The 23,033-nt window shown below is 35.5% G+C and carries 22 protein-coding genes; 13 read left to right on the forward strand and 9 right to left on the reverse strand.

All coding sequences use genetic code 11. From position 1 onward, the window contains the following. Window positions 1–34 precede the first annotated feature (34 nt). Window positions 35–2,710, forward strand: a complete 2,676-nt coding sequence (locus AC06G9_RS02940; RefSeq protein ID WP_434442691.1) for a multicopper oxidase domain-containing protein — start codon at window positions 35–37, stop codon at window positions 2,708–2,710. 117 nt (window positions 2,711–2,827) lie between these two features. On the opposite strand, the gene AC06G9_RS02945 is transcribed toward AC06G9_RS02940, so the two are convergent. Then, a complete protein-coding gene (locus tag AC06G9_RS02945) occupies window positions 2,828–5,125 on the reverse strand; it encodes an OstA-like protein (protein WP_480957494.1) in 2,298 nt (765 codons plus the stop codon). Window positions 5,126–5,267: 142 nt separating this feature from the next. On the opposite strand from AC06G9_RS02945, the gene tilS reads away from it, so the two are divergent. From tilS to AC06G9_RS02980, 7 genes are all read left to right on the forward strand, one after another. Next, window positions 5,268–6,593 (forward strand): tRNA lysidine(34) synthetase TilS, encoded by a 1,326-nt coding sequence (gene tilS, locus AC06G9_RS02950; RefSeq protein ID WP_094771775.1) that lies wholly within the window; start codon window positions 5,268–5,270, stop codon window positions 6,591–6,593. 1 nt (window position 6,594) lies between these two features. Next, the gene (locus AC06G9_RS02955) at window positions 6,595–7,083 is read left to right on the forward strand and encodes a hypothetical protein (RefSeq protein ID WP_084405270.1); all 489 of its coding nucleotides are present in this window, start codon (window positions 6,595–6,597) and stop codon (window positions 7,081–7,083) included. A gap of 102 nt (window positions 7,084–7,185) precedes the next feature. Beyond that, window positions 7,186–7,509, forward strand: coding sequence for a DUF4834 family protein (locus AC06G9_RS02960; RefSeq protein WP_045752518.1), 324 nt, complete (start codon window positions 7,186–7,188; stop codon window positions 7,507–7,509). A 35-nt stretch (window positions 7,510–7,544) separates the two neighbouring features. Beyond that, window positions 7,545–8,648 (forward strand): DNA replication/repair protein RecF, encoded by a 1,104-nt coding sequence (gene recF / locus AC06G9_RS02965; RefSeq protein WP_045752519.1) that lies wholly within the window; start codon window positions 7,545–7,547, stop codon window positions 8,646–8,648. Continuing rightward, window positions 8,641–8,967, forward strand: coding sequence for a DciA family protein (locus AC06G9_RS02970; RefSeq protein WP_084405271.1), 327 nt, complete (start codon window positions 8,641–8,643; stop codon window positions 8,965–8,967). Before recF ends, AC06G9_RS02970 begins: the two co-directional genes overlap by 8 nt. A gap of 28 nt (window positions 8,968–8,995) precedes the next feature. After that, window positions 8,996–9,568, forward strand: a complete 573-nt coding sequence (locus AC06G9_RS02975) for a Crp/Fnr family transcriptional regulator (protein WP_480957495.1) — start codon at window positions 8,996–8,998, stop codon at window positions 9,566–9,568. A 44-nt stretch (window positions 9,569–9,612) separates the two neighbouring features. Then, window positions 9,613–9,951, forward strand: a complete 339-nt coding sequence (locus AC06G9_RS02980) for an SRPBCC family protein (protein WP_480957496.1) — start codon at window positions 9,613–9,615, stop codon at window positions 9,949–9,951. Window positions 9,952–10,053: 102 nt separating this feature from the next. On the opposite strand, the gene AC06G9_RS02985 is transcribed toward AC06G9_RS02980, so the two are convergent. The 3 genes from AC06G9_RS02985 to sucC form a co-directional block, all read right to left on the reverse strand. Continuing rightward, on the reverse strand, window positions 10,054–10,674 hold the full coding sequence (locus AC06G9_RS02985) for an L-threonylcarbamoyladenylate synthase (RefSeq protein WP_480957497.1): 621 nt from the start codon (window positions 10,672–10,674) through the stop codon (window positions 10,054–10,056). Window positions 10,675–10,774: 100 nt separating this feature from the next. After that, window positions 10,775–12,220, reverse strand: coding sequence for an asparagine--tRNA ligase (asnS, locus tag AC06G9_RS02990; protein WP_045752523.1), 1,446 nt, complete (start codon window positions 12,218–12,220; stop codon window positions 10,775–10,777). A 184-nt stretch (window positions 12,221–12,404) separates the two neighbouring features. After that, window positions 12,405–13,598, reverse strand: coding sequence for an ADP-forming succinate--CoA ligase subunit beta (sucC, locus tag AC06G9_RS02995; protein ID WP_045752524.1), 1,194 nt, complete (start codon window positions 13,596–13,598; stop codon window positions 12,405–12,407). 173 nt (window positions 13,599–13,771) lie between these two features. Between sucC and AC06G9_RS03000 the strand changes: the two genes are divergently transcribed. The 4 genes from AC06G9_RS03000 (at window position 13,772) to AC06G9_RS03015 (ending at window position 16,756) form a co-directional block, all read left to right on the forward strand. Beyond that, window positions 13,772–14,428, forward strand: coding sequence for an ABC transporter ATP-binding protein (locus AC06G9_RS03000; RefSeq protein ID WP_480958171.1), 657 nt, complete (start codon window positions 13,772–13,774; stop codon window positions 14,426–14,428). A gap of 143 nt (window positions 14,429–14,571) precedes the next feature. Next, a complete protein-coding gene (locus tag AC06G9_RS03005) occupies window positions 14,572–15,060 on the forward strand; it encodes an ATP-grasp domain-containing protein (RefSeq protein WP_293926276.1) in 489 nt (162 codons plus the stop codon). Window positions 15,061–15,065: 5 nt separating this feature from the next. Further along, window positions 15,066–15,611: an HAD family hydrolase gene (locus AC06G9_RS03010; RefSeq protein ID WP_045752527.1), complete on the forward strand. Its 546-nt coding sequence runs from the start codon at window positions 15,066–15,068 to the stop codon at window positions 15,609–15,611. 137 nt (window positions 15,612–15,748) lie between these two features. Then, window positions 15,749–16,756, forward strand: coding sequence for a LacI family DNA-binding transcriptional regulator (locus AC06G9_RS03015; protein WP_094771777.1), 1,008 nt, complete (start codon window positions 15,749–15,751; stop codon window positions 16,754–16,756). A 78-nt stretch (window positions 16,757–16,834) separates the two neighbouring features. On the opposite strand, the gene lpdA (AC06G9_RS03020) is transcribed toward AC06G9_RS03015, so the two are convergent. Beyond that, window positions 16,835–18,223, reverse strand: a complete 1,389-nt coding sequence (lpdA, locus tag AC06G9_RS03020) for a dihydrolipoyl dehydrogenase (protein WP_045753586.1) — start codon at window positions 18,221–18,223, stop codon at window positions 16,835–16,837. Between the two features lie 254 nt (window positions 18,224–18,477). Between lpdA (AC06G9_RS03020) and AC06G9_RS03025 the strand changes: the two genes are divergently transcribed. Beyond that, complete coding sequence (locus tag AC06G9_RS03025; protein ID WP_045753587.1) at window positions 18,478–18,771, forward strand: DUF3817 domain-containing protein; 294 nt, start codon at window positions 18,478–18,480, stop codon at window positions 18,769–18,771. A gap of 19 nt (window positions 18,772–18,790) precedes the next feature. Here the strand turns inward: AC06G9_RS03025 and AC06G9_RS03030 are convergent, their stop codons facing one another. From AC06G9_RS03030 to AC06G9_RS03045, 4 genes are all read right to left on the reverse strand, one after another. Further along, entirely contained in the window at window positions 18,791–19,198 is a 408-nt protein-coding gene (locus AC06G9_RS03030) for an acyl-CoA thioesterase (RefSeq protein ID WP_045753588.1), read from the reverse strand. Between the two features lie 66 nt (window positions 19,199–19,264). Beyond that, window positions 19,265–20,671, reverse strand: a complete 1,407-nt coding sequence (gene lpdA, locus AC06G9_RS03035) for a dihydrolipoyl dehydrogenase (RefSeq protein WP_045753589.1) — start codon at window positions 20,669–20,671, stop codon at window positions 19,265–19,267. A 181-nt stretch (window positions 20,672–20,852) separates the two neighbouring features. Further along, window positions 20,853–21,458: a plastocyanin/azurin family copper-binding protein gene (locus tag AC06G9_RS03040; protein ID WP_281047618.1), complete on the reverse strand. Its 606-nt coding sequence runs from the start codon at window positions 21,456–21,458 to the stop codon at window positions 20,853–20,855. Further along, a complete protein-coding gene (locus AC06G9_RS03045) occupies window positions 21,427–23,031 on the reverse strand; it encodes a response regulator (RefSeq protein ID WP_094771778.1) in 1,605 nt (534 codons plus the stop codon). The genes AC06G9_RS03040 and AC06G9_RS03045 overlap by 32 nt, the downstream gene beginning before the upstream one ends. Window positions 23,032–23,033: the final 2 nt, after the last annotated feature.

Consider the following 23,033-nt stretch of genomic DNA (forward strand, 5'->3'; position numbering starts at 1 on the left):
CAGATATGTTGAACTTATCATTAAAAAATGCGCTATGATTTTAAAATACATAACTCTCTTCGTTGGTTTATTTGTTTTCTTTTCTCATTCTTATGCTCAACATCATCACGAACAAGTTAGTAAATCGACTGTTTCGTATGTATGTCCGATGCACCCTGAAGTGACCTCTTCGAAAGCGGGAAAATGTCCAAAATGTGGAATGGAACTAGTCAAAAAGAATATCGACCAGCAAGATTCGAATCCTCATGATACTGTTGCTGTTAATCCATATTTGGGAACTAATGATCGTTACACCCCTTTTAAAAATTTTGCTGTTCCAGTAGCACATCCTACTACAGATCCATCTAAAATCCCTGGATTCACTATATCGAATCTTGAAAAAGATATTGAAACGAAAGCCATCTCGGGGGCTCGTGCAGGTTTGCACCTACCTCAAGGATCTGCTGATGTTAAAACTATTCGTTATGATTTATTCGTTACTGATTCAATTGTGAATTTTACTGGTAAAAAGCGTCAAGCTATTGCTGTAAATGGCAGTCTTCCTGCTCCTACCTTAGTTTTTACAGTTGGTGATACGGCACTTATTTATGTACACAATCAAAGTGATGAACCGACTAGTGTGCATTGGCATGGTATATTTTTACCTAATCGCATGGATGGTGTAGCACATTTGACACAACATCCTATACCTCCTCACAAGACTTATGTCTATAAATTTCCGGTACTGCAAGATGGCACTTTTTGGTATCATAGTCATTTTTCTCTTCAAGAACAAATCGGGCTGTATGGTGCGTTGATTTTTAACAAAAGGACTGAACCTGATATCCCTACAATACCAGTTGTGTTAAGTGATTGGAGTGATATGAATCCGCATGAAATCAATCGACGGTTGCACGCGGGTAATGATTGGTTCGCTATTAAAAAGAAAACAACACAAAGTTATAGTGAAGCTATTAAAGCGGGGCGATTGGGCGTTAAATTGACTAATGAATGGAAGCGAATGACCGCGATGGATGTGAGTGATGTGTACTATGAAAAATTTTTATTGAATGGTGCTCCAACACAACATTTATCACAATTCAAGGCGGGTGATCAAGTTCGATTAAGAATTGTTAATGGTAGTGCATCTACTTATTTTTGGCTTAGTTTTGCTGGTGGTAAACTCAAAGTTATCGCCAATGATGCTAATGATGTAAGGCCTGTAGAGGTGGATCGTATGCTCATCGCTCCTTCAGAAACTTATGATGTGGTGGTTACTATTCCTGAGAATATGAAGTATGAATTTTTAGCTACTGCTGAAGATCGTACTAACCATGCTTCATTATGGCTTGGGTCGGGTATGGATATGCCTGCTGATAAATTGCCTAAACTGGATTATTTTGCGGGAATGAAGATGATGAATGGTATGATGAAGATGAACGGTGATATGAAACCCATGGGGCATGAAATGAGTTTACAGCAGGTCGATATGAATGCTGTTATGTATCCTGAGTTGAAGAAGTCGAGTTCAAATGTTGCTGATCATTTAACTAACAAAAAAGTGTATGTATGTCCTATGCATCCTGATGTTGTTTCTGATAAGCCAGGTACCTGTCCCAAATGTGGAATGGATCTGGAGTTGACGAAAGGCATTGAGGGAAAACAATTAGAGCATGACCACAATCATACAGGGAAGGGCGATTTACTAACCTTAAACTATAACATGTTGCAATCGGTAGAGGTCACAACGCTTCCTAATGGGCCCTGGAAAGATCTAAGTTTCGAGTTGACTGGTAATATGAACCGTTACGTATGGACTTTGAATAATAAGACGGTTTCGGAATCAGATAAAATTTTGATCAAACGTGGAGAAAATGTTCGAATTAAACTCTATAATAATTCTATGATGCGACACCCTATGCATCTCCATGGACATGATTTTCGATTGGTCAATCAATATGGTGAGCGTTCGCCTCTTAAAAATGTGGTGGATATTATGCCTATGGAAACATTGACACTGGAGTTTGCAGCAACTGAGGACGGAGATTGGTTTTTTCATTGCCACATTCTTTACCATATGATGAGTGGTATGGGGAGGATATTTACGTATGAAAATTCTGAACCAAATCCAGAAATTCATGATCCAGTAAAAGCCTATAAGATGGTGCAAATGGATGATCGTATGTTTACTTTATCTGGTGAAGCTAGTGTACAGAGTAATGGTACTGAGGGATTGGTTACTTATTCAAACACACGTTGGCAGATTTCTCAAATGTGGAATGTGGGTTATAAAGCTTCCCAGGGATACGAGAGCGAAACAACGGTGGGACGGTTCATTGATAAAATGCAGTATGTGATGCCTTATGTTGGTTTTGATTATCATTATAAAAAACTAACTGGTCATGAAAAAAACTTGTTTGGGGATCCTGAACGTAATATGTTTGGTCAGAAGGCGAACAAAAGTAATCGTAAAGTTCCTGTATTCGGTGTTGCTTATACTTTACCTTGGTTGGTGATAGCTGATATGCGCGTGGATACTAATGGTAAACTACGTTTTCAATTGGGAAGGGAAGATATTCCGTTAACTCCACGTCTACGAATGAATTGGATGGTTAATACGGATAAAGAATATACTGTTGGTTCTCGTTATGTATGGACAAAATACATTTCATTGGGAGCTCACTATGATAGTGATATGGGTTTGGGAGCTGGTGTGGTGTTTACTTACTGATGAGGAAGACTATTCCTATTACATAAAAAAGGTCTGATAAGAGTAATCAGACCTTTTTTATGTAATAACTTCAATCAGGAGATGAATTTTGTAAATTCTGTTTAAATCAGATTTTAATTATCTTTTGATCGGTGTCTGAGTTGGGGAGACGGGTCTCGGTTCAACTTGTTTGATTTGTTCCTTTACTTCAATTTGTTTTTTCATCGTTTCTGGAACGTTATCTTCAATCTCTTTGTCTATATTTTTTAATATTTTTTCTTTCGGTTTTCCTTCTTTGCTTTCAGCTTGCGGTGCTTTTATTTCTTCTTTGGCAACTGATCGTTTTCGATTGAGTAAGTCTTGTTTTGACTTTGGTCTGTCTTCTGGTTTCCAAATAAATCCTGGAAGGAATTCTTTTTCTTGTGTCAACTGGGCAATTGGGTAAACTTTGCCATCTACCTTTCGTATGGAAACATATTCTTTTAATTTATTATTTTCCATGTAAATCTTAATACGACTACTTCTGTCGTGGAATAACTCTGTGGCGACATTGGTTTCTTCATTAACGACATAGATGATATTTTCGGCATTTCCATCAACAAACATGCGCTCTAAACTATTTTTATCAAAGAATCCTGTTATTTTACGTCCTTTTAATTGGTTATATTTGACAGAATCTAATGTAGCATTTACCATGAAGGCATTGCCTACAATCAAGGTGTTGTCCAATTTTTGATTGACAAATTGTAAAAAAATTGTATCTCCGGATATTTGTGATTTTTCGGCCCAAATCATTGGTTTTCCCATTAATCTGAACATGGAATCTGCCATGCCATAATAAACTGAATCTGCAACAGCTTGAAAATCTGATTTAAACATCCGTACATTATGATATGCTTTTACAATACGGGTTTTTGCCGTGTCGGGTGGACTTGCGGACTGCCCCGTATTATTTTTTGCAGATCGTAGGGCTTTATTAAAGATTTGATCACTAAAATCTGCTTTTGGGACGACTGCATTTTTTCTTAGTAGACTATCTGCTTTGCTGTTTTTTTCTAACTCAAATCGATTTAAATCTTTAATAACAGGTTTTGCAGGTGCCTTACTGGATGTTGAATTTTCTTTTTTAGTATTTTGTTTCGTCGATTCTTTCAGAATGGTGGATTTGTCTTTTGTATTTTTGGGGTTTACCTGTAATTTTACTTCTTTTTTTGCTAAGGTATCACCTTTCAACTGAAGTGAATCTAGACCTTCTGTAAAATTGGTACTTGTGCTATCTTCATCGTCACCATAGTCTTCATCGACTTCTACATCTAACTCTCCTCCATCACGACTTAGTTTGAAATTTTTTGGTATGTATGCGCTACGTAGAATCATTTTCGAGAAGAGTGTATCTGCGGTCATAAAAATAGAATCCATCTGAACAGAGTCTTTTGGCAATGTTACTGCGTCTATTTTAATAGGTTTATTGCCATTTGATTGATTTTCTTCTTTGGCAACAACTTCTTCTTTTTTCTCGTTTTTATCTTTTTTCTTGATTTCTTTGTTAGATGTGTTTTTGGATGTAGGTCTATCTGTTGAATCTCGCTGAGTACTATCTTTTTTTACGACAGAGATGATCAAAGGTTTGTCGGTCATGGTAATGGATTCGTCGGATTGGCGGTATAATCCTTTGTTCCCGTACGCGTAAAATTTGTCTGTAGTATCAATAAAAACAACGTTGCGAATCGCTTGTCCTTCCCCTGTACGTCTGTCATAGTGTAAAGTATCACCTTTAAGCATTTTACTACCTTCGGTATATAGGTTTTTCTTGGTGAAATTGGCAACACCGGTGTTTGTATTATAATCTCCTTTTTCTGTGTATAGATTTTCGCCTTTATTCCCTTTGATATTGGTCGGGGTATAGAAGTAAGTCATACTGCTAGGCGAATTATACTTCATGGAATCGGTATATATTTTGACATTGGGTGTTCGCACCACCACTTTTTTATTAAAAAAGGCATCTTGCGTATTTTCGAAATAAGTGGCATTGGTACTTGTGATGGTATCGGTACCGCTTGTAATACGTCCGCCTCCGTAATAATTACCCACACTACTCCTCATATTATACTGCAAATGATTGGTAGTCAAGATGGAAGATCGACTGACCATACGGACGTTTTGCGTTAGTGTTGCATTTTGTGATGCTGCATCATAGTGAAGTTTATCGGCAAATATTTGCGTTCCGGTTGGTTGTGTTATGATGACATTGCTATAAGCTTCAAAAAATTGTCTACCAATTTCGTCTTTATGTAAGTATCCACTATCGGCTGAGAGTGTCGATCCTTTATGCTCAAATACTGGTCGATAAAACATTGCATTATTAGACATACCAGTGATCATGTTTGAGGACGACAATAAACGGAGTTCATCTTGCTGTTGTGCAGATGCTAGCATGAGGCCGAGGGCCATAAATATAAAGGACAGAAAGTATTGTTTCACAGAGACAAAAATATGTATTTTAATTGAACTTGTTGATTAATGGTAATTTTTCATTTAAACAAATATATGCTCAATAAATATACATTATCTTTGATATATGAATTTGCTGGAAAGATTAACATTTTTTATCAAGGATAACAGTCTTTTTGAGGCTCATGATAAGATCTTGTTAACAGTGAGCGGTGGACGCGATTCGATGCTTTTGACCTTTTTATTGGCAAAGGCCGGTTATCAGATAGCTATTGCTCATTGTAATTTTGGATTACGTGGTGCAGAATCTGATCTGGATGAGTGCCTGGTTCGGGATTTTGCTGAAGCACATGGTATTCCTTTTTATGTTAAGCATTTCGATACAGAACAGGTGGCTTCAAAGAGAGGAATCTCTATACAGATGGCTGCCCGTGAACTGCGTTATTCTTGGTTTGAGGAATTAAGAGAAGCTTTAAGTTTTGACAAGATAGCTGTTGCACAGCACTTGAATGATCATATAGAAACAGTACTCCTAAACCTCTCCCGTGGAACAGGTCTTCAAGGTCTGCAGGGAATTCAGGCAAAACGTGACCGGTTGATTCGTCCTTTACTGTTTCTTAAAGCTGAGGAGGTATTGCATTATGTTCAGGAATACCAAATCCCATATCGTGATGATCAATCAAATTTTTCAACGAAATATGCTCGTAACAAAGTACGTATCGATATTATTCCTCAATTTAAGAAAATACAGCCTGATTTTGAGCGGGTATTTGAGCAGAACATCGCTCATTTTAAGGAAAGCTATACGTTACTGCAGCAGTTTATTGCTCCTCTTCGGGATTCTATTTTTTCTAAAGAGCATGATGAGTGGATTATCGAAAAAGAAGTGCTTCGCAAACATATAACGGATTTGCCTCTGCTATATGAACTGTTTTCCCCATTTTGTTTTAGTAAAAATGTATTGGCAGATCTTCAAACTTGTTTTGATAAAGAATCTGGTCGACTTTTTCAGTCGGAGTGCTATGATTTATTATTAGATCGCGATTTTTTGATCATTCGTGAAAAGGAGTATAAGCAGGATAATGAAACTGTTATTACTTCAGAAACTAAATCTGTATCTTGGAGGAATTATAATGTCACATGTGATTATAGTTTTGATTTGTCTATAGTGCCAGATAAGCAGATGGCAAAAATAGATGCCGAATTGTTGGTTTTTCCATTGACGTTGCGTGCTTGGAAAACTGGTGATTTTTTCTATCCTTTGGGAATGACGGGAAGAAAGAAGTTGAGTGATCTTTTTACAAATTATAAGGTGAATGTTTTTGAGAAGGAAAATATTCCGATTTTAGTAAATGGTAACGGGGACATCATCTGGGTAGCGACTTATCAACTCGATAATCGATATAAAATAAGTGGAAATACTAAAAAAGTGTTTGTTTTAATTTGTAAATAGTATGATGAAAGAGGGACTTCTATATACTGAGAACCAATATTTGGGACGAGACCGCGTGTGGATAAGTGTGCGTTTGGTTCTTGCTTTGTTTTGTTTTACAGCAGTGTATCTAAATATTGATCAATTACTTTCTAGCCAATTATTTATGCTTGTTGGTATCGCGATCATCATTACATCTGTGGTTATGATGTATCTTTTATTGTACCGTATTGAGGTATTTGAGGGTAAGGTCATGTTAAGCGGATTATGGACAACTCGCTTGGTTAAAATCGAATTAAGTTCGATTGTCAAGATTGAAAAGAAGCCATTTAGTAAATTTTTCTTTAATAATCCGGTATATAATCTTCATATCAATGGGAAAATCAAATTTTATGCAGGTGGTAAAGATGCTGTTTGGCTTACGGACAAGGATGGTCTGGTATATGTGATCGGTACACAACGTCAAGATGAACTATTTCGCGCTATCGAACAAGCAAAGTCTTGTACTTAGAAATACTTAAAAATTGTTAAATCAAAATTTACTGACATTTGTAAGACAAGTGATTTAAAAGAGTTTCATTATTTTTGATAAAATGACAACGAATATAAAGTTATGGCAGGATTATTAAAATTTTTATTGATTGCTTTCGCTGTATGGTATTTAGTTAAATTCTTAATACGATTATTATTACCATTTGCGATGCGTAAGGCTGCGGAAAAGCTTATGAAAAAAGCGCAGCAGCAAGGTGGCTCTACTTATACCAATGGAGGGGGGTCTTTCCATTATGAGACATTTGGTCAAGGTGATAACCGCTCACAATCGGCACCAAAAAACGATGGACGTATTTCGGTAGATTATGTTCCACCTAAACAGGAACATAAAAGAAAAGTGGCTGACGATGCTGGTGAATTTGTAGATTTTGAGGAAATAAAATAAATGACTTCCTGTTCAAAATAGCGTATCTTTGTGCTATGTGGTTGCGACAGCTTTCAGTTTTAAATTTTAAAAATTATTCAGAATCTTCTTTAGAATTCTTGCCAGAGGTAAATGCTTTTGCCGGGGATAATGGTGTTGGTAAGACAAATCTGTTGGATGCTATCCACTATCTTTCTTTGTGTAAAAGTTATTTTAATCCCATTGACTCGCAACATATTAAACAGGGCCAAGATTGGTTTATGTTGCAGGGGTCTTTTGAAAAGGATCAGCTTCATGATGTGATCTCCTGTAGCATCAAACGTAATCAAAAGAAACAGTTCAAGAAGAATAAAAAAGATTATCCTAGATTGGCTGATCATATCGGTCAATTTCCTTTAGTGATGATTTCTCCTAATGACAGTATGATTATTACGGATGGTAGTGAAGAACGCCGTAAATTTATTGATAATGTCATTTCTCAGACTGATAATAAATACCTGGATACACTTATCATTTATAATAAGATCATTGCCCAACGTAATATGCTGTTGAAGCAGGCTAAGCAAAGTGGTGTATTGGATTTGGGGCTTGTTGAGGTTTTAAATATGCAACTTGAAGAAGTTGGTACAGTAATATATGGTAAACGTGTTGCTTTTATGACTGAATTTCAGCCGGAGTTTGATCGTCATTATCTATATCTTACTGAGAATGCTGAGACTGTTCAGCTTGTCTATGAGTCTCCTTTAATGGAGGATTCGTTTTTGAATATTTTAGAGAAAAATCTTGATCGGGATCGCGCGTTGGAGAGAACTTCGGTTGGTATCCATAAAGATGATTTGATTTTTACGATTCACGGAGGCATGCCTTTGAAAAAATTTGGGTCTCAAGGACAACAAAAATCTTTTTTAATCGCATTAAAACTAGCCCAATATTCTTTCTTTCAACAAAAGAAAGGGTTTAAACCTCTTTTGCTTTTGGATGATATCTTTGATAAATTGGATGATAAGCGTACCCACAAGTTGATGCAGATGGTTTCGGATGATGAATTTGGTCAAATTTTTCTGACAGATACAGATGCAAAAAGAATTAAGCGAATTTTTGATGCGATTGCTAGTCCAGTACGTATCTTTGACATAGCAGGAGGTGAAGTTTATGTATGATAAGAAGTATAAAGGTGCATTGGAATATATTCGTTCTAGTGATGATATCACCATAAAGGAAGCTATTGAACGTCTTCTTGATGCATACAAATTAAAACGTAAATTTGAGGAAACTTCTATTTTGGCAGTGTGGCCGACATTGATTGGTAAAGCTATTGCTAACCGTACAAAGCAAATTTATATCAAAGATAAAAAGCTATTTGTGAAAGTCGAATCTGCAGTTATTAAAAATGAACTGGTTTTAATGCGTAAACAGATACTCGGGCGTGTCAATGAGCATGTGGGCCGTGTTATTGTCGAGGAGCTAGTGGTCCTATAATTTAATTTGAAATGATTATCTTCAATAGATGAATACATTTTTTGAATCCCAAATCATCCAACTTTTTGATATTTCTCCAAAGAACCTAACACCTATATTATCTTCTTTCTTGGAAGAAAATCTCTCAAAAGACACCTATTTTTTAGAACAGTATAATCGTTGTGAGCGATTGAGTTTTATTCAATCTGGGATCGTAAGGGTTTTTAAAGAAACGGCCTCAGGCGAGGTTACACAATGGATAGGACAGGAGGGGTACTTTGTTACGGATCTATCTTCATTTCTTTTTGATCAACCTGCGCGTTGGAGCATCCAGATGTTGACAGATACTAAATTGCTTTCCATTTCTAAAAAGGATTATCTTCAATTTGAAATACATATACCTGACTGGAATCGTTTAGAGAAGCGATTTATTGCCAAGTGTTTTTTACAATTAGAAGATCGTATTTATAATTTTATAGCTCATACGGCTGAAGAACGTTACCATTTGTATTTTGAACAGAATAAAGCGCTGTTTAATCGTGTTCCTCTTCAATATATAGCTTCTGTATTGGGTATGTCTCCTGAAACTTTGAGCCGTATTAGAGCGAAGATAAATTCTTGATAAAAGTCAAGGGCATGGTTGTTTGAATATACTAGTTTTGGTATATGAAAGCACATATCGAAAATTCAATCACTATTAAAGCTTCAATCGAATCGGTTTGGATCGTATTGTCTGATTTTAATAAATATCCGGACTGGAGTCCTACAATAAAGCAGTTTTTTTCTATTCCAAGTGTTGGACAAAGATCTAAGGTTAGATTAGAACAGTCTAAGGGGTCCAGTATGACTATGAATCCTCTGTTTCTAAACATTACTCCTTTGAAGGAACTTCGTTGGAAGGGTAGTCTTATTGTACCAGGATTGTTTGATGGTGAACATTATTTTATACTCGAGAAAAAATCTGATCATGAAACAGTCTTGACTCAAGGAGAATACTTTTCGTGAGTGTTGATTTATTTTTTTCGAAAGATGATCTATGGTGTAACCTACAATGATTTTAAGTCTTTTAATGTGGCTTTAAAAGAACAGGTGGAGAATAGGAATATCTTATAGATATTCCTCTAAATTTCCTTTACCAGCTCTGATGATTTCAAATTCACCTTCTGTCAGATCTACAACTGTTGAGGCAACATTATCACCGTAACCGCCATCAATAACTAAATCGACCAAGTTTTCATATTTTTCGTGAATGAGTTCAGGATCTGTCGAATATTCTAAAATGTCGTCTTCATCACGAATGGAGGCTGTGACAATGGGGTTGCCCAGTACACGAACTATTTCACGTACGATATTATTATCAGGAACCCGGATACCTACAGTTTTCTTTTTTGAACTTAATAATTTTGGAACTTGGCTACTGGCATTGAATATAAAAGTGAATGGTCCAGGTAGAGCTTTTTTTAATACCCTAAAGACTGTTGTATCGAAAGGTTTGGTATATAGTGATATATCTGTCAGGTCATAGCAAATAAAGGATAGATTGGCCTTGTCTGCTTTTAACCCTCGAATCTCACAAACTTTTTCAATAGCTTTCTGATTCGTAATGTCGCATCCGATGCCGTAAACCGTATCGGTGGGGTAGATGATAACTCCACCTTTTTTTAGAATATCAACTACTTGTTGTATTGATTTCTCATTTGGATTATTATGGTATATTCGGACTAACATAAGATTTTGATATATTGCTAAATTACAAATTATTTGTAGATAAAAGAAAAGCGGCCAAAACTGAATGGGTTTTGACCGCTTTTTATGTGTTTGCTATTGATTAAAATTCTGCGTTGTTTGGCGTGCGCGGAAATGGGATGACATCTCTAATGTTGGTCATACCTGTTACGAATAATACTAAACGCTCAAATCCTAATCCAAATCCTGAGTGAGGTGCCGAACCATAACGACGTGTATCTAAAAACCATTCCATTTCTTCTGCTGGGATATTAACTTCAGCCATTCTGGTTAATAACTTGTCCAGATTTTCTTCGCGTTGGGATCCGCCTACCATCTCACCGATACCAGGGAAAAGTATATCCATAGCACGTACTGTTTTGTGCCCGTTGGCATCAATATCATTTTGCTTCATATAAAATGATTTGATCTCCGCTGGATAATCAATGAGTATGACTGGTTTTTTATAGTGTTTTTCAACTAAATAACGTTCGTGCTCGGATTGTAAATCAGCTCCCCATTCGTCAATTAAGTATTTGAATTGCTTCTTTTGATTTGGTTTGCTACGTTTTAATATATCAATGGCTTCTGTATAGGTTACACGTTCGAAATCATTGTTGAGTACAAATGTTAATTTGTCGATTAGATTTAGCTCTGCTCTTTCTGCAGCAGGTTTATTTTTTTCTTCTTCTAATAAACGTGTTTTTAAGAATTCAATTTCTTCGGGGCATGTATCCAGTGCATATTTGATCACATATTTGAGCAAATCTTCTGCAAGATCCATGTTATCTTCTAATTCGTAAAACGCCATCTCTGGTTCAATCATCCAGAATTCTGCTAAGTGACGTGTCGTATTTGAATTTTCAGCACGAAATGTTGGTCCAAATGTATAGATGTTGCCAAATGCCATTGCAGCTAGTTCACCTTCTAATTGTCCAGAAACTGTTAAGTTTGTTGATTTGCCGAAAAAATCTTCTTTAAAGTCAATGTCACCACTTTCTGTACGTGGAAGATTATTGAGATCTAGTGCTGTTACACGGAACATTTCTCCTGCACCTTCGGCATCAGATCCTGTGATAATTGGAGTATGCATATATACAAAATCTTTATCATTGAAAAACTTGTGTACTGCAAATGCCAAGGCGTTACGAACTTTAAATACGGCATTAAAAGTTGTTGTGCGAAAACGTAAATGAGCGATTTCACGTAAAAACTCTAAACTGTGCTTTTTGGGTTGTAAAGGATATTTTTCTGCATCTGAATCACCTAAAATCGTCAATTCGTTTACTTTGATCTCAACTTTTTGACCTTTACCTTGTGATTCAACTAAATTTCCCTTTACACGTAATGCAGCACCAGTTGTGATTCTTTTTAACAAAGCTTCTGGTGTGTTTTCAAAATCAACTACTGCTTGGATATTGTGAACGGAAGATCCATCATTAATTGCTATAAATTGATTGTTACGGAAAGTTTTAACCCAACCTTTAACAATAACTTCATGCCCAAAATCAGTGGCATTTAATAATTCTTTTATACGAGTATGTTCCATTTTTATTGTAGCATTTCAAATAAGGTCTAAATATTAGATCAGGATCTTATTTTTTTATACGAGATTCAAAAATAGCGTATAATTTATAAAAATCAGTGATTTATTTAGAAATTGTATGTATTTATTCAATTAAAAAAGCCTCTGAAAATTTCCAGAGGCTTTTGATATTGTTTTTAAAGGGAAATTAACCTTTTAATACTTTTGTTACTAATTCAGCAGCTTCATGTAATTGAATTGCAGAATAAACTTGTAAGCCTGAATCATCAATTAGTTTTTTTGCTTCAGCAGCATTAGTACCTTGAAGACGTACGATAATTGGTACAGGGATATTACCGATTTCATTGTAAGCATCAATTACACCTTGTGCTACACGGTCACAACGAACGATACCACCGAAAATGTTAATTAAGATTGCTTTTACATTTGGATCTGATAAAATAATATTAAAACCAGCTTTTACAGTTTCAGCATTTGCAGTACCACCTACATCTAAGAAATTTGCAGGCTCACCACCAGCAATTTTGATGATGTCCATGGTTGCCATTGCAAGACCGGCACCATTTACCATACAACCTACGTTACCATCAAGTTTTACGTAGTTTAAGTTAGATTTACCAGCTTCGACTTCTGTAGGATCTTCTTCAGTTACATCGCGTAATGCTGCATAATCTGGGTGACGGTATAATGCGTTTTCATCTAAATCTACTTTCGCATCTACAGCTAAGATTTTATCGTCAGATGTTTTTAATACAGGGTTGATTTCGAACATCGAAGAATCTGTTGAATCGTATGCTTTGTATAAAGCAGCAACGAACTTCACCATTTCTTTGTGTGCAGCACCTGTTAAACCTAAGTTGAAAGCAATTTTACGTGCTTGGAAACCTTGTAAACCAACTTTAGGGTCGATTTCTTCTTTGAAGATTAAATTTGGAGTTTTCTCTGCTACTTCTTCAATATCCATTCCACCTTCTGTAGAATACATAATGATATTACGACCTTTTGTACGGTCTAATAACACAGATACATAAAATTCTTTAGTTTCACTTTCACCAGGATAGTAAACATCTTGAGCAACTAATACTTTATTTACTTTTTTACCTTCAGCACCAGTTTGAGGAGTTACTAATTGCATACCGATGATATCTGTAGCACGTTGTGATACTTCTTCTAGGTTTTTAGCTAATTTAACGCCACCACCTTTACCGCGACCACCAGCATGAATTTGAGCCTTGATTACAACCCAGTCCGAATTGTATTCTTCTTTCAATTTTTTAGCAGCTTCTACAGCTTGCTCTGGAGTTTCAGCAACAATACCTTCTTGTACTCTTACGCCAAAACTTTTAAGTATTTCTTTTCCTTGATATTCGTGAATGTTCATTGCAAAAATGTTTGTGTTGTAAAAGTATTATTTTTTAAGTGAATGGTCAAGTTCTGGAGCATAAATTTAGCTTAAATTGACTTTTATTATATACTAATTGGCGGATATGGAGTTAAAAGGTCTTGATTTATTCAAAGGGTTTGTTCGTAAAAAATATTTAACTTTGTCATATGATGTTACAAGCCAAAAGTATTTTCAAATCATATGGTCCTTTGCCTATTTTAAAAGGTGTGGATATCGAAGTTGCAAAAGGTGAAATCGTGAGTATTGTTGGCGCCTCTGGGGCTGGAAAAAGTACGCTTCTTCACATTATCGGGACTTTGGATTTGGCTGATAAAGGTGAATTGTATATTAATGGGACTAATATTAGTGGTTTGAGCGCAAAAAAACTCAGTGCATTTCGCAATGAACACATCGGTTTTGTGTTTCAGTTTCATCATTTACTGCCTGAATTTACGGCATTAGAGAATGTATGTATACCTGCTTTTATCAAAGGTGTAGGACGTAAAGAGGCAGAGATTCGTGCCCTGGAGATATTGGATTTGCTTGGTGTAGCACATCGTGCCAGCCATAAACCTACACATATGTCCGGAGGAGAACAACAGCGGGTGTCGGTTGCGCGTGCGCTGATTAATAATCCATTTATTATCCTTGCTGATGAACCTTCTGGTAATTTGGATTCGGAAAATGCTACGGCACTACATCAATTGTTTTTTGATCTTAGAGATAAATTTCAACAAACTTTTGTTATCGTTACTCATAATGAGGAGTTGGCTCGTATCTCTGATCGCACCATTCATATGCGCGACGGGAATGTGATTGCATTATAATATATGTTGAGCATCATGAATACTGTTGGCATACTTTTACGTGGTATCTCGTGTTTATGATAGCTTCAACGTTTTTAAAATCGAGTGAAACGGGCTCAATAATATCTACATAGCTAACACTCATTAATTAAATAATTATTCTGATGAAGAAAAGAATACTGATAACCTTTGGTACTAGAGCGTTAGGACAGCGTATTGCTAAGCTATTAGAGCATGAATTTGATGTTTTTTTTGCGAGTTCGGAAGAAATTCCATCGCTGTTATTAAATTCTGGAAAATATTTTAAAATTCCAGCTGGGCTAATGCCGACATATGCGCATGAAGTACTAAAAATAAGTTTAGACCAACATATTGATTACGTTTTGCCTTTGGGGAGTTATGAATTTGAACCTTTATCTGAGGCTAAAGTTTTATTTGAAGAATATGATATTAAAGTAATTGTACCCTCGCATGATGTATTGCAAGACTACTTTGTAATTGAGAATCCGAGCAAAGAATTGTCTTTGGTTTTATTAATTGCTGGTAAATCTTTACTTAATGATTTTGAAACGGTTGATTCATCCATGGACGGTTTGTTTATTATTTCTGACTCGGGCGATGATTTCGCTCTGTGTGCTGTGGCAAAAGATTAATTTTTATGTTAAAATATCAGGACTTTCCTTCAGATAAAAAAGTTTTTATTTTTGAATTGGATGACGTTATTTATCCAAAGCGAGATTATGTATTACAGGTGTATTATCTCTTTGCTAACTTTTTGGAGTTTACGGAGACTTTTCCGCCTCAAGCTGATTTGGTTTCTTTCTTTAAAGATCATTTGGAGCATCAGGGTGAAGAGCTAATTTTTGAGCATGCGGCAGATAATTTTCACTTTGATCTGAAGTATAAAGAGCATTTTGAGCGACTATTTGTCAACGCGGTACTACCAGTTAAATTATTGATGAAGGAAGGTATCATAGAATTGTTGAACGCTATTGTTACTGATGGTAAACAGATTTGTATTTTGACAAAAGGTAATCCGTTAATGCAATTGAATAAAATAAAGCATATTGAATGGGGTGCATTGGCTTCTAAATTAAGGGTATATTTTGTCGATGAGTTGCAGTTTCGTAATCTGGAACCCTTGGATTTTATCGCTGAAGAACTTCAAATAGCTAAAAGTGAATTTGTACATATTGATCGGTAGTTTTTCGATTTAGCTATTGATAGTCAATTGTTTATAATTTGCATTTAAATCTGTTTTTTCTTAAATAAAACTCTTATTCTAAAAATATGCTAAAAAATGTTATATTTATCGGAATGTAAATTTAGTGAGATTCGACTATGAGTATGCAAGGGGATAAACCAACCACAATCAAAGAAATAGCTAAGAAGCTAAAAATTTCGCCATCTACTGTATCTCGAGCATTGAATGATCATCCAAGTATTGGGTTAGTGACGACCATGCGTGTGAAAAAAGTGGCTGAGGAATTGAATTACGAGCCAAATCAAACGGCTATATTTTTTAAGCAACGAAAAACGTTTACGATCGGTGTTTTATTACCAAGCCTTTCTGAACCATTCTTTTCTTCTGCAATTAGTGAAATTGAAAATGTGTCTAATGATCGTAAGTATACCGTAATCATGGGCCAATCATTGGATGATGCTGAAAGGGAAGAAAGGATATTGAAAACATTTAAGAGTCATCGTGTTGACGGGGTTTTGATGTCAGTAGGAAAGAATACAACAAACTTAGAGTTTCTAGAGAAATTAGAAAACTCTGGAACTCCTATTGTATTTTTTGACTGCGTTCCTGATATTCCTAAAATCAATAAAGTGGAGAGTGATCTTGCAACTGGTATGAATGAGGCAATTGATGCTTTTGTTGCTCGAGGTCATGTTAAAATAGCACTTATCAATGGCCCCCAATTGCTTCCTGCAAGTGAAGAGCGCAAAAATTCTTTCTTGTCTGCATTAAAGCGTAATGGTTTGGATTATGATGAAAAATATATAGTAAATACAGATCTGACTACTGAAGGGAATGAGGCAGCTATGGAAAAACTGTATGCTCTACCGGAAAGGCCAACTGCTGTTGTTTCTTTCAATGATTTTGTGACTTTGGATGTTATGAAGGCAGCTCGAAACAGGGGACTGGTTTTAAATCATGATATTCATTTTATTAGCTATGCTAATTATCCTTTATGGAAATATATGGAAAATCCTCCAATGGGTTGTATCGAACAATTTCCAGGAAATCAAGCCAAAAAGGCTGCAGAGATTTTATTTGAGAAAATAAATAATGCAGACTTGGCTCCACAACAGATTGTTTTCAAATCAAGATTGATTATGTAATCCTTCTTTTTTTAATATAAAATAGAAAGAGCTTATCATATGATAAGCTCTTTCTATTTTATATTAATCGTGTTGATGTTATAAATGAATCACTTCATCATAAGCATCAGCACAAGCTTCCATGATCGCTTCACTCATTGTAGGGTGAGGATGGATCGCTTTAATCATTTCATGACCAGTTGTTTCTAATTTTCTTGCTACCACAATTTCGGCAATCATTTCAGTAACATTTGCACCAATCATATGGGCTCCTAAGAATTCACCGTATTTTGCATCAAATATAACTTTTACAAAACCATCTTTCGCTCCAGAAGCTGACGCTTTGCCAGAGGCTGAGAAAGGGAATTTACCAACTTTAATATCGTAACCAGCTTCTTTTGCTGCTTTCTCTGTATAGCCTACAGAGGCAATTTCAGGAGAACAGTAAGTACATCCTGGGATGTTGTTATAATCGATTGGTTCTACATGAAGACCTTTGATCGCTTCTATACATAAAATTCCTTCTGCTGATGCTACGTGCGCCAACGCTTGTCCTTTTACAATATCACCGATAGCATAGACACCATCAATGTTTGTTTTATAATAATCGTCAACCACAACGCGACCACGATCTGTATTTACTCCAACTTCTTCAAGACCTAAATTTTCAATATTTGGCATGATACCTACTGCTGATAGGACTACTTCAGCTTCGATCACTTCCATACCTTTTGCAGACTTGATATTTACTTTGCTTAAAGTACCTGATGTATCAACAGACTGTACTTCGGATGAAGTTAAAATGTTAATGCCTTGTTTCTTTAAGCTTTTTTCTAATTGCTTTGATATTTCTTCATCTTCAACTGGAACAATTCTGTCCATGAATTCTACAACTGTTACTTTCGTGCCAATGGCATTATAGAAATATGCAAATTCGATTCCGATAGCTCCAGAGCCAACGATAACAAGAGATTTTGGTTGTTTTGGAAGAACTAGTGCTTGTCTATATCCGATAATTTTTTTACCATCCTGAGGCAGGTTAGGTAATTCACGTGAACGTGCTCCAGTCGCTAAAATCGTGTGTTTGGCTGTGTATTCTTTTGATGAACCATCTGCAGCTTTTACATCGATTTTACCACCTTTTTTGATCTTTGCAGTACCATTGATGACGTCAATTTTATTCTTCTTCATTAAGAATTGAATACCTTTGCTCATTCCATCAGCTACGCCACGACTTCTTTTAATAATTGCATCAAAGTCAGGCTCACCGCCTTGTACATTGATACCATATTCAGCAGCATGATTTAAATATTCAAAAACTTGTGCACTTTTTAATAGAGCTTTAGTTGGTATACAGCCCCAATTTAGACAAATACCTCCTAAAGATTCGCGCTCGATGATAGCAGTTTTGAAACCTAATTGTGAGGCTCTAATGGCAGCAACATATCCACCAGGACCACTACCAATTACAATGATGTCGTAATTCATAAAATAATTATTGTGTAGTTGAATGCTCAATCTATTTTGAATTTCAAGATATTCAAAATAGCAAAGCTTGTTTCAAAAGTACGCATTTTTTCTGAATGTTATAAATTACATCGACATTAAATTGGCAGATTCTAATAAACAAATGCGATAAAAATTTTAATTATGTCAAAGGAGGGTCAAACCATTAATTATAAAATATTCATCTCATTAAATAATTCTATTTTTGAGATTAGACATTTTTAAATCAAGTTTTTATGCTCCGTATTTTTAGACAAATTGCACTTTGGGAAGCGATTTCAACTATTTGTTTGTTTTTTTTGGCTATGCCACTGAAATACTTTTTTGAAACTCCTGAAGCGGTAAAGATCGCTGGTTCAATTCATGGATTTTTTGTGGTTATTTTTGTCATTATGTTGATTATGTGTACCGTGGAGTATAAATGGAATTGGAGACGTCCATTGGTTTATTTATTAGCTTCCCTGATCCCCATAGTAGGTTTTTGGGTGGAGCTGGATGTGAAAAAGATAATAACAGGTCAAAAGAAATAAATCATAAAAAAAGGATGATTTAACTGTCATCCTTTTTTATTTTATCAATACCTACGTAAGCATAAGTAATTTCTGTCCGTCCGTGTGGGGTCGGTACTCCCTCCTTATTGAGATTGACGAATACTAATTTGTCAATGGAGAGTATCGTTTTTCGTGTAATTTTATTTCGGACCTCACAACGCATAGTGATCGATGTTGTTCCAAAATTAATTGCTTCTATTCCTAGTTCTATGATATCACCTTGTTGTGCGGAGCTTACAAAATTGATTTCAGAGATGTATTTTGTGACTACATATGAATTTGAAAGTTGTACGATAGCATAAATAACAGCTTCTTCGTCGATCCATCTCAGCAGTGTTCCTCCAAATAGCGAACCATTAGGATTTAAATCTTCTGGTTTTACCCATTTTCTTGTATAGAAGTTCATGTGTTTTTTTAAGCGATGTAAGAACTTAAAAAAGGGGAAAATGTTAATTTCCCCCTTTTATATTTTTTAAGCGTGAATTGCTCTATTTGCGGTTGCCGCTAAAGCAGCTTCTTTTATTGCTTCAGTGTAGGTCGGATGTGCGTGGCATATGCGGCCTATATCTTCTGCTGATGCGCGGTATTCCATAGCGACTACTGCTTCTGCTATCATGTCTGCAGCTCTTGGACCAATCATATGTACTCCAATAACTTCATCAGTTTCGGCATCGGCTAATATTTTTACAAAACCATCTGTATCCATTGAAGCTTTGGCACGACCAGAAGCTTTAAATGAGAATGAACCAGTTTTGTATTTAACACCCGCTTCTTTTAATTGCTCTTCAGTTTTACCAACTGAGGCAACTTCAGGCCAAGTGTAAACAACACCAGGGATTAAATTATAGTCGATATGTGGTTTTTGACCTACAATGCGTTCTGCTACGAAGATACCTTCGTCTTCTGCTTTGTGTGCAAGCATAGCACCTTTTACAACATCTCCAATTGCATAAACACCTGGAACAATTGTTTCTAAATGATCATTTACAGTAATTTTTTTACCTCTTTCTTCAACCGTAATACCTATGTTTTCTAAACCTAGGTTTTCAGTATATGCTGTACGTCCAACGGCTACAATACAATAATCACCTTCTAAAGAAATGATTTCTCCTTTTGGATTCTCAGCTGTAACGGTAACTGTTTTACCTTTTGCAGTAGCACCTGTTACTTTGTGACCAGTATAGAATTCCATTCCTACAGATTTTTTCAAAACACGTTGTAATTCTTTGCCTAAGCCACCATCCATTGTACCGATGATCGACTTTGCAAATTCCACAACGGAAACTTTAGAACCTAGACGAGCGTAAACAGAACCTAATTCAAGCCCAATTACACCACCTCCAATAACGATTAAGTGCTTAGGGATCTCTGTCAAATTTAACGCTTCTGTAGAAGTAATAATTCTCTTTTTATCTACTGGTAAGAATGGTAAAGAGGTCGGTTTTGAACCTGTTGCAATAATTACATTTTTACCTGTGATTTGCTCAGAAGTACCGTCTTCTTTTGTGATTTTAATGGTGTTTTTATCTACAAATGAACCAATTCCTTGAAAGCTTTCAACTTTGTTCTTTTTAAAAAGATATGTAATACCTGCGGTATTTTGGTTGATAACATCATCTTTGCGAGCAATCATTTTTTTCATATCAACCTTTAAATTACTTAAGCTGATACCATGTGCTTCGAAGGAATGTGCAGCATTGTGGTAATGTTCTGATGAATCTAACAAAGCTTTTGAAGGGATACAGCCTACATTTAAACAAGTTCCTCCAAAAGTGCTATACTTCTCAATGACAGCAGTTTTTAACCCTAATTGTGCACAACGGATTGCTGCTACATATCCGCCTGGTCCACTTCCAATTACTATTACGTCGTATTGCATCGATTACGTTTTAAATGTTTCAGCAAATTTAGTTATAATTAACTTTATAGGAAACCTATTTTTGTTAAAATCATGTATAAATTTGAAATAAAGACCTGTTGTTAATTTCATTAAAAATGTAAGGTCATAAAAAAGGCACCCCTTGTTTTAGGAATGCCTTTAAAGTCATATTTCTTATTGATTATTCTGCAACAATTTTTCCTTGCATTACACCATAGTGTCCAGGGAAGCTACAGATGAAATCATAATTTCCTTTTTCCAATGTAAAAGTAATTTTGTCTGTTTCACCAGGTCCTAATAATTTTGTGTGTGCAATTACAGAGGAAAGAGCCGATTTTGGTACATATTCATCCGCTTTTGCTCCAGCAGCTTCACCACCAAATGTAGCTAGATCAGTTCCTGGTTTTAAGATAACGACATTATGCCCCATCGATTCTTTAGGCATTGATCCTACATTTTTAAATGTTAATTCTACAGGTTCTCCTGCTTTAACGCGGAATAAATTTTTGTCAAATTTCATTGCATCATTTCCTTCTAATGCTAGTGTGTTAGAAAGTTCAACATTTTCAATTCCAGGGATCGTTTCTGCTACTGTGGCATCTGCAGGCGTTTGCTCAGTTGTTGCACTGTTTTCTTTTGTTGTTGAATTGCCTCCGCAAGAAGCAAAAGATATTGCTAAAGCAATGGCTGGTAAAACAAATAATTTTTTCATTATGTTATTATATTTTTTACTAAAAATAGGCAAAATATTGCTTTTAATTGTTTCTTTTGCGTAATAATTTTTCAATCATGGCATGTAGATGGTTTGGATCAAATGGTTTTCCGATCACTTTGTTTGCTCCTGCCTCAAGCGCTTCTTGTTGTTCTGCTTCTAATACGGATGCTGAAATTGATATAATGAGAATATTAGCGATATCAGGATTACTATGCTCTCGTATCCTTCTAATCGTTTCAAAACCACTCATAATAGGCATATGAGAATCCATGAAAATAATATCGAATGTTTTCTCTTCCACTTTTTCTAATGCTATTTTCCCATTACTTGCCGTTTCAATCTGACAATTCCAAGTTCTTAGAATATTGGCTAACATGAAACTGTTTAGTTCATTATCTTCTGCAACTAAAATTTTTAAATTGTCAAAACTGCTTAATTCTGAATATAATATCTTTTCGGGTTTCGTTTTTTTGACCGCTGTTGTTCGATCGAACCAACATTCAAAAGTAAATGTGCTACCTTTTCCATATTCGCTCGAAGCTATGACTTTTCCTCCAAGTAATGTAGCGAGCTTTTTTACAATGGCTAATCCTAGTCCTGTTCCACCAAATTTTTTGGTTATACCGTCTTCTCCCTGTTCAAAGGCAAAAAATATTTTTTCCAATGATTGCTCTGGTATCCCTATACCTGTATCAATGACGATAAACTGTAGATATAATTTGGATGTATTGCTATCAATAAGATTAATGCATAGATCAATACGACCATGGGCAGTGAACTTGAAACTGTTTGATATAAAATTCGTAAGAATTTGTTTAAGTCTCAGAGGATCCGCTAAGAAGAAACTATCGATTTTATCATCTATTTTGATAGAGAAATTTAATCCTTTATGTATTGCTTTGTGTACAAATAGATTTTTTAAATCGTCTGTAATATCATGTACTGAGGTCGGTTCGAGTTCGAGTTTCATCATACCCGAATCAAATTTTGACAGATCTAAAATATCATTAACGATATTAAGTAAATTCAGTGACGCACTGTTTAATTTGTTGACCCAATCTTGTTGTTCTATAGATAGGGGGGAGTTTTTGAGCATTTGTGCGATACCCATTACCCCATTGATAGGAGTGCGTATTTCGTGGCTCATATTGGCTAGAAATGTTTCTTTAGATTTTCGAGCTAATTCAGCTTCTTCTTTTGCCCGTATTAATTCTTCTTTAGACTTTTCTAAGGCATTATTTTTTTCTTTGATTTCATTTTGAGTCTGTACCTGCTGCACGAAAGATTTTACCTTAGCAATTGTTATTTCTGGGCTTAGTGGTTTATATAAATAATCTACAGCACCACTATTTAATCCTTGAATGAGGTACTTTTCCTCTTTAGAGATAGCTGTGACCATAATCGCAATAATGTGACTGGTCTTAGGGTTATGTTTTATGAGGGATACAAATTCAAAACCGTTGATTTCAGGCATCTGTACATCTACCAAAGCAATGTCAATATTTTGCTTATAACATAAGCGAAGAGCTTCATTAGGATCCTGGCTACTTATAATATTGATATTTTCAATATCATTTAAAAGCGCTGTTAAACTAATGATATTTTCGATTTTATCATCAACTATTAATAAGTTTATGTTTTTCATTT

The organism is Sphingobacterium sp. MAE (genome assembly GCF_056711605.1).

Bases quoted from the DNA above. Each gene is read 5' to 3' on its own strand.
- AC06G9_RS02940 (WP_434442691.1), top strand. From the start codon at position 35: ATGATTTTAAAATACATAACTCTCTTCGTTGGTTTATTTGTTTTCTTT.
- AC06G9_RS02945 (WP_480957494.1), bottom strand. From the start codon at position 5,125: ATGCTAGCATCTGCACAACAGCAAGATGAACTCCGTTTATTGTCGTCC.
- tilS (WP_094771775.1), top strand. From the start codon at position 5,268: ATGAATTTGCTGGAAAGATTAACATTTTTTATCAAGGATAACAGTCTT.
- AC06G9_RS02955 (WP_084405270.1), top strand. From the start codon at position 6,595: ATGATGAAAGAGGGACTTCTATATACTGAGAACCAATATTTGGGACGA.
- AC06G9_RS02960 (WP_045752518.1), top strand. From the start codon at position 7,186: ATGGCAGGATTATTAAAATTTTTATTGATTGCTTTCGCTGTATGGTAT.
- recF (WP_045752519.1), top strand. From the start codon at position 7,545: ATGTGGTTGCGACAGCTTTCAGTTTTAAATTTTAAAAATTATTCAGAA.
- AC06G9_RS02970 (WP_084405271.1), top strand. From the start codon at position 8,641: ATGTATGATAAGAAGTATAAAGGTGCATTGGAATATATTCGTTCTAGT.
- AC06G9_RS02975 (WP_480957495.1), top strand. From the start codon at position 8,996: ATGAATACATTTTTTGAATCCCAAATCATCCAACTTTTTGATATTTCT.
- AC06G9_RS02980 (WP_480957496.1), top strand. From the start codon at position 9,613: ATGAAAGCACATATCGAAAATTCAATCACTATTAAAGCTTCAATCGAA.
- AC06G9_RS02985 (WP_480957497.1), bottom strand. From the start codon at position 10,674: ATGTTAGTCCGAATATACCATAATAATCCAAATGAGAAATCAATACAA.
- asnS (WP_045752523.1), bottom strand. From the start codon at position 12,220: ATGGAACATACTCGTATAAAAGAATTATTAAATGCCACTGATTTTGGG.
- sucC (WP_045752524.1), bottom strand. From the start codon at position 13,598: ATGAACATTCACGAATATCAAGGAAAAGAAATACTTAAAAGTTTTGGC.
- AC06G9_RS03000 (WP_480958171.1), top strand. From the start codon at position 13,772: ATGTTACAAGCCAAAAGTATTTTCAAATCATATGGTCCTTTGCCTATT.
- AC06G9_RS03005 (WP_293926276.1), top strand. From the start codon at position 14,572: ATGAAGAAAAGAATACTGATAACCTTTGGTACTAGAGCGTTAGGACAG.
- AC06G9_RS03010 (WP_045752527.1), top strand. From the start codon at position 15,066: ATGTTAAAATATCAGGACTTTCCTTCAGATAAAAAAGTTTTTATTTTT.
- AC06G9_RS03015 (WP_094771777.1), top strand. From the start codon at position 15,749: ATGAGTATGCAAGGGGATAAACCAACCACAATCAAAGAAATAGCTAAG.
- lpdA (WP_045753586.1), bottom strand. From the start codon at position 18,223: ATGAATTACGACATCATTGTAATTGGTAGTGGTCCTGGTGGATATGTT.
- AC06G9_RS03025 (WP_045753587.1), top strand. From the start codon at position 18,478: ATGCTCCGTATTTTTAGACAAATTGCACTTTGGGAAGCGATTTCAACT.
- AC06G9_RS03030 (WP_045753588.1), bottom strand. From the start codon at position 19,198: ATGAACTTCTATACAAGAAAATGGGTAAAACCAGAAGATTTAAATCCT.
- lpdA (WP_045753589.1), bottom strand. From the start codon at position 20,671: ATGCAATACGACGTAATAGTAATTGGAAGTGGACCAGGCGGATATGTA.
- AC06G9_RS03045 (WP_094771778.1), bottom strand. From the start codon at position 23,031: ATGAAAAACATAAACTTATTAATAGTTGATGATAAAATCGAAAATATC.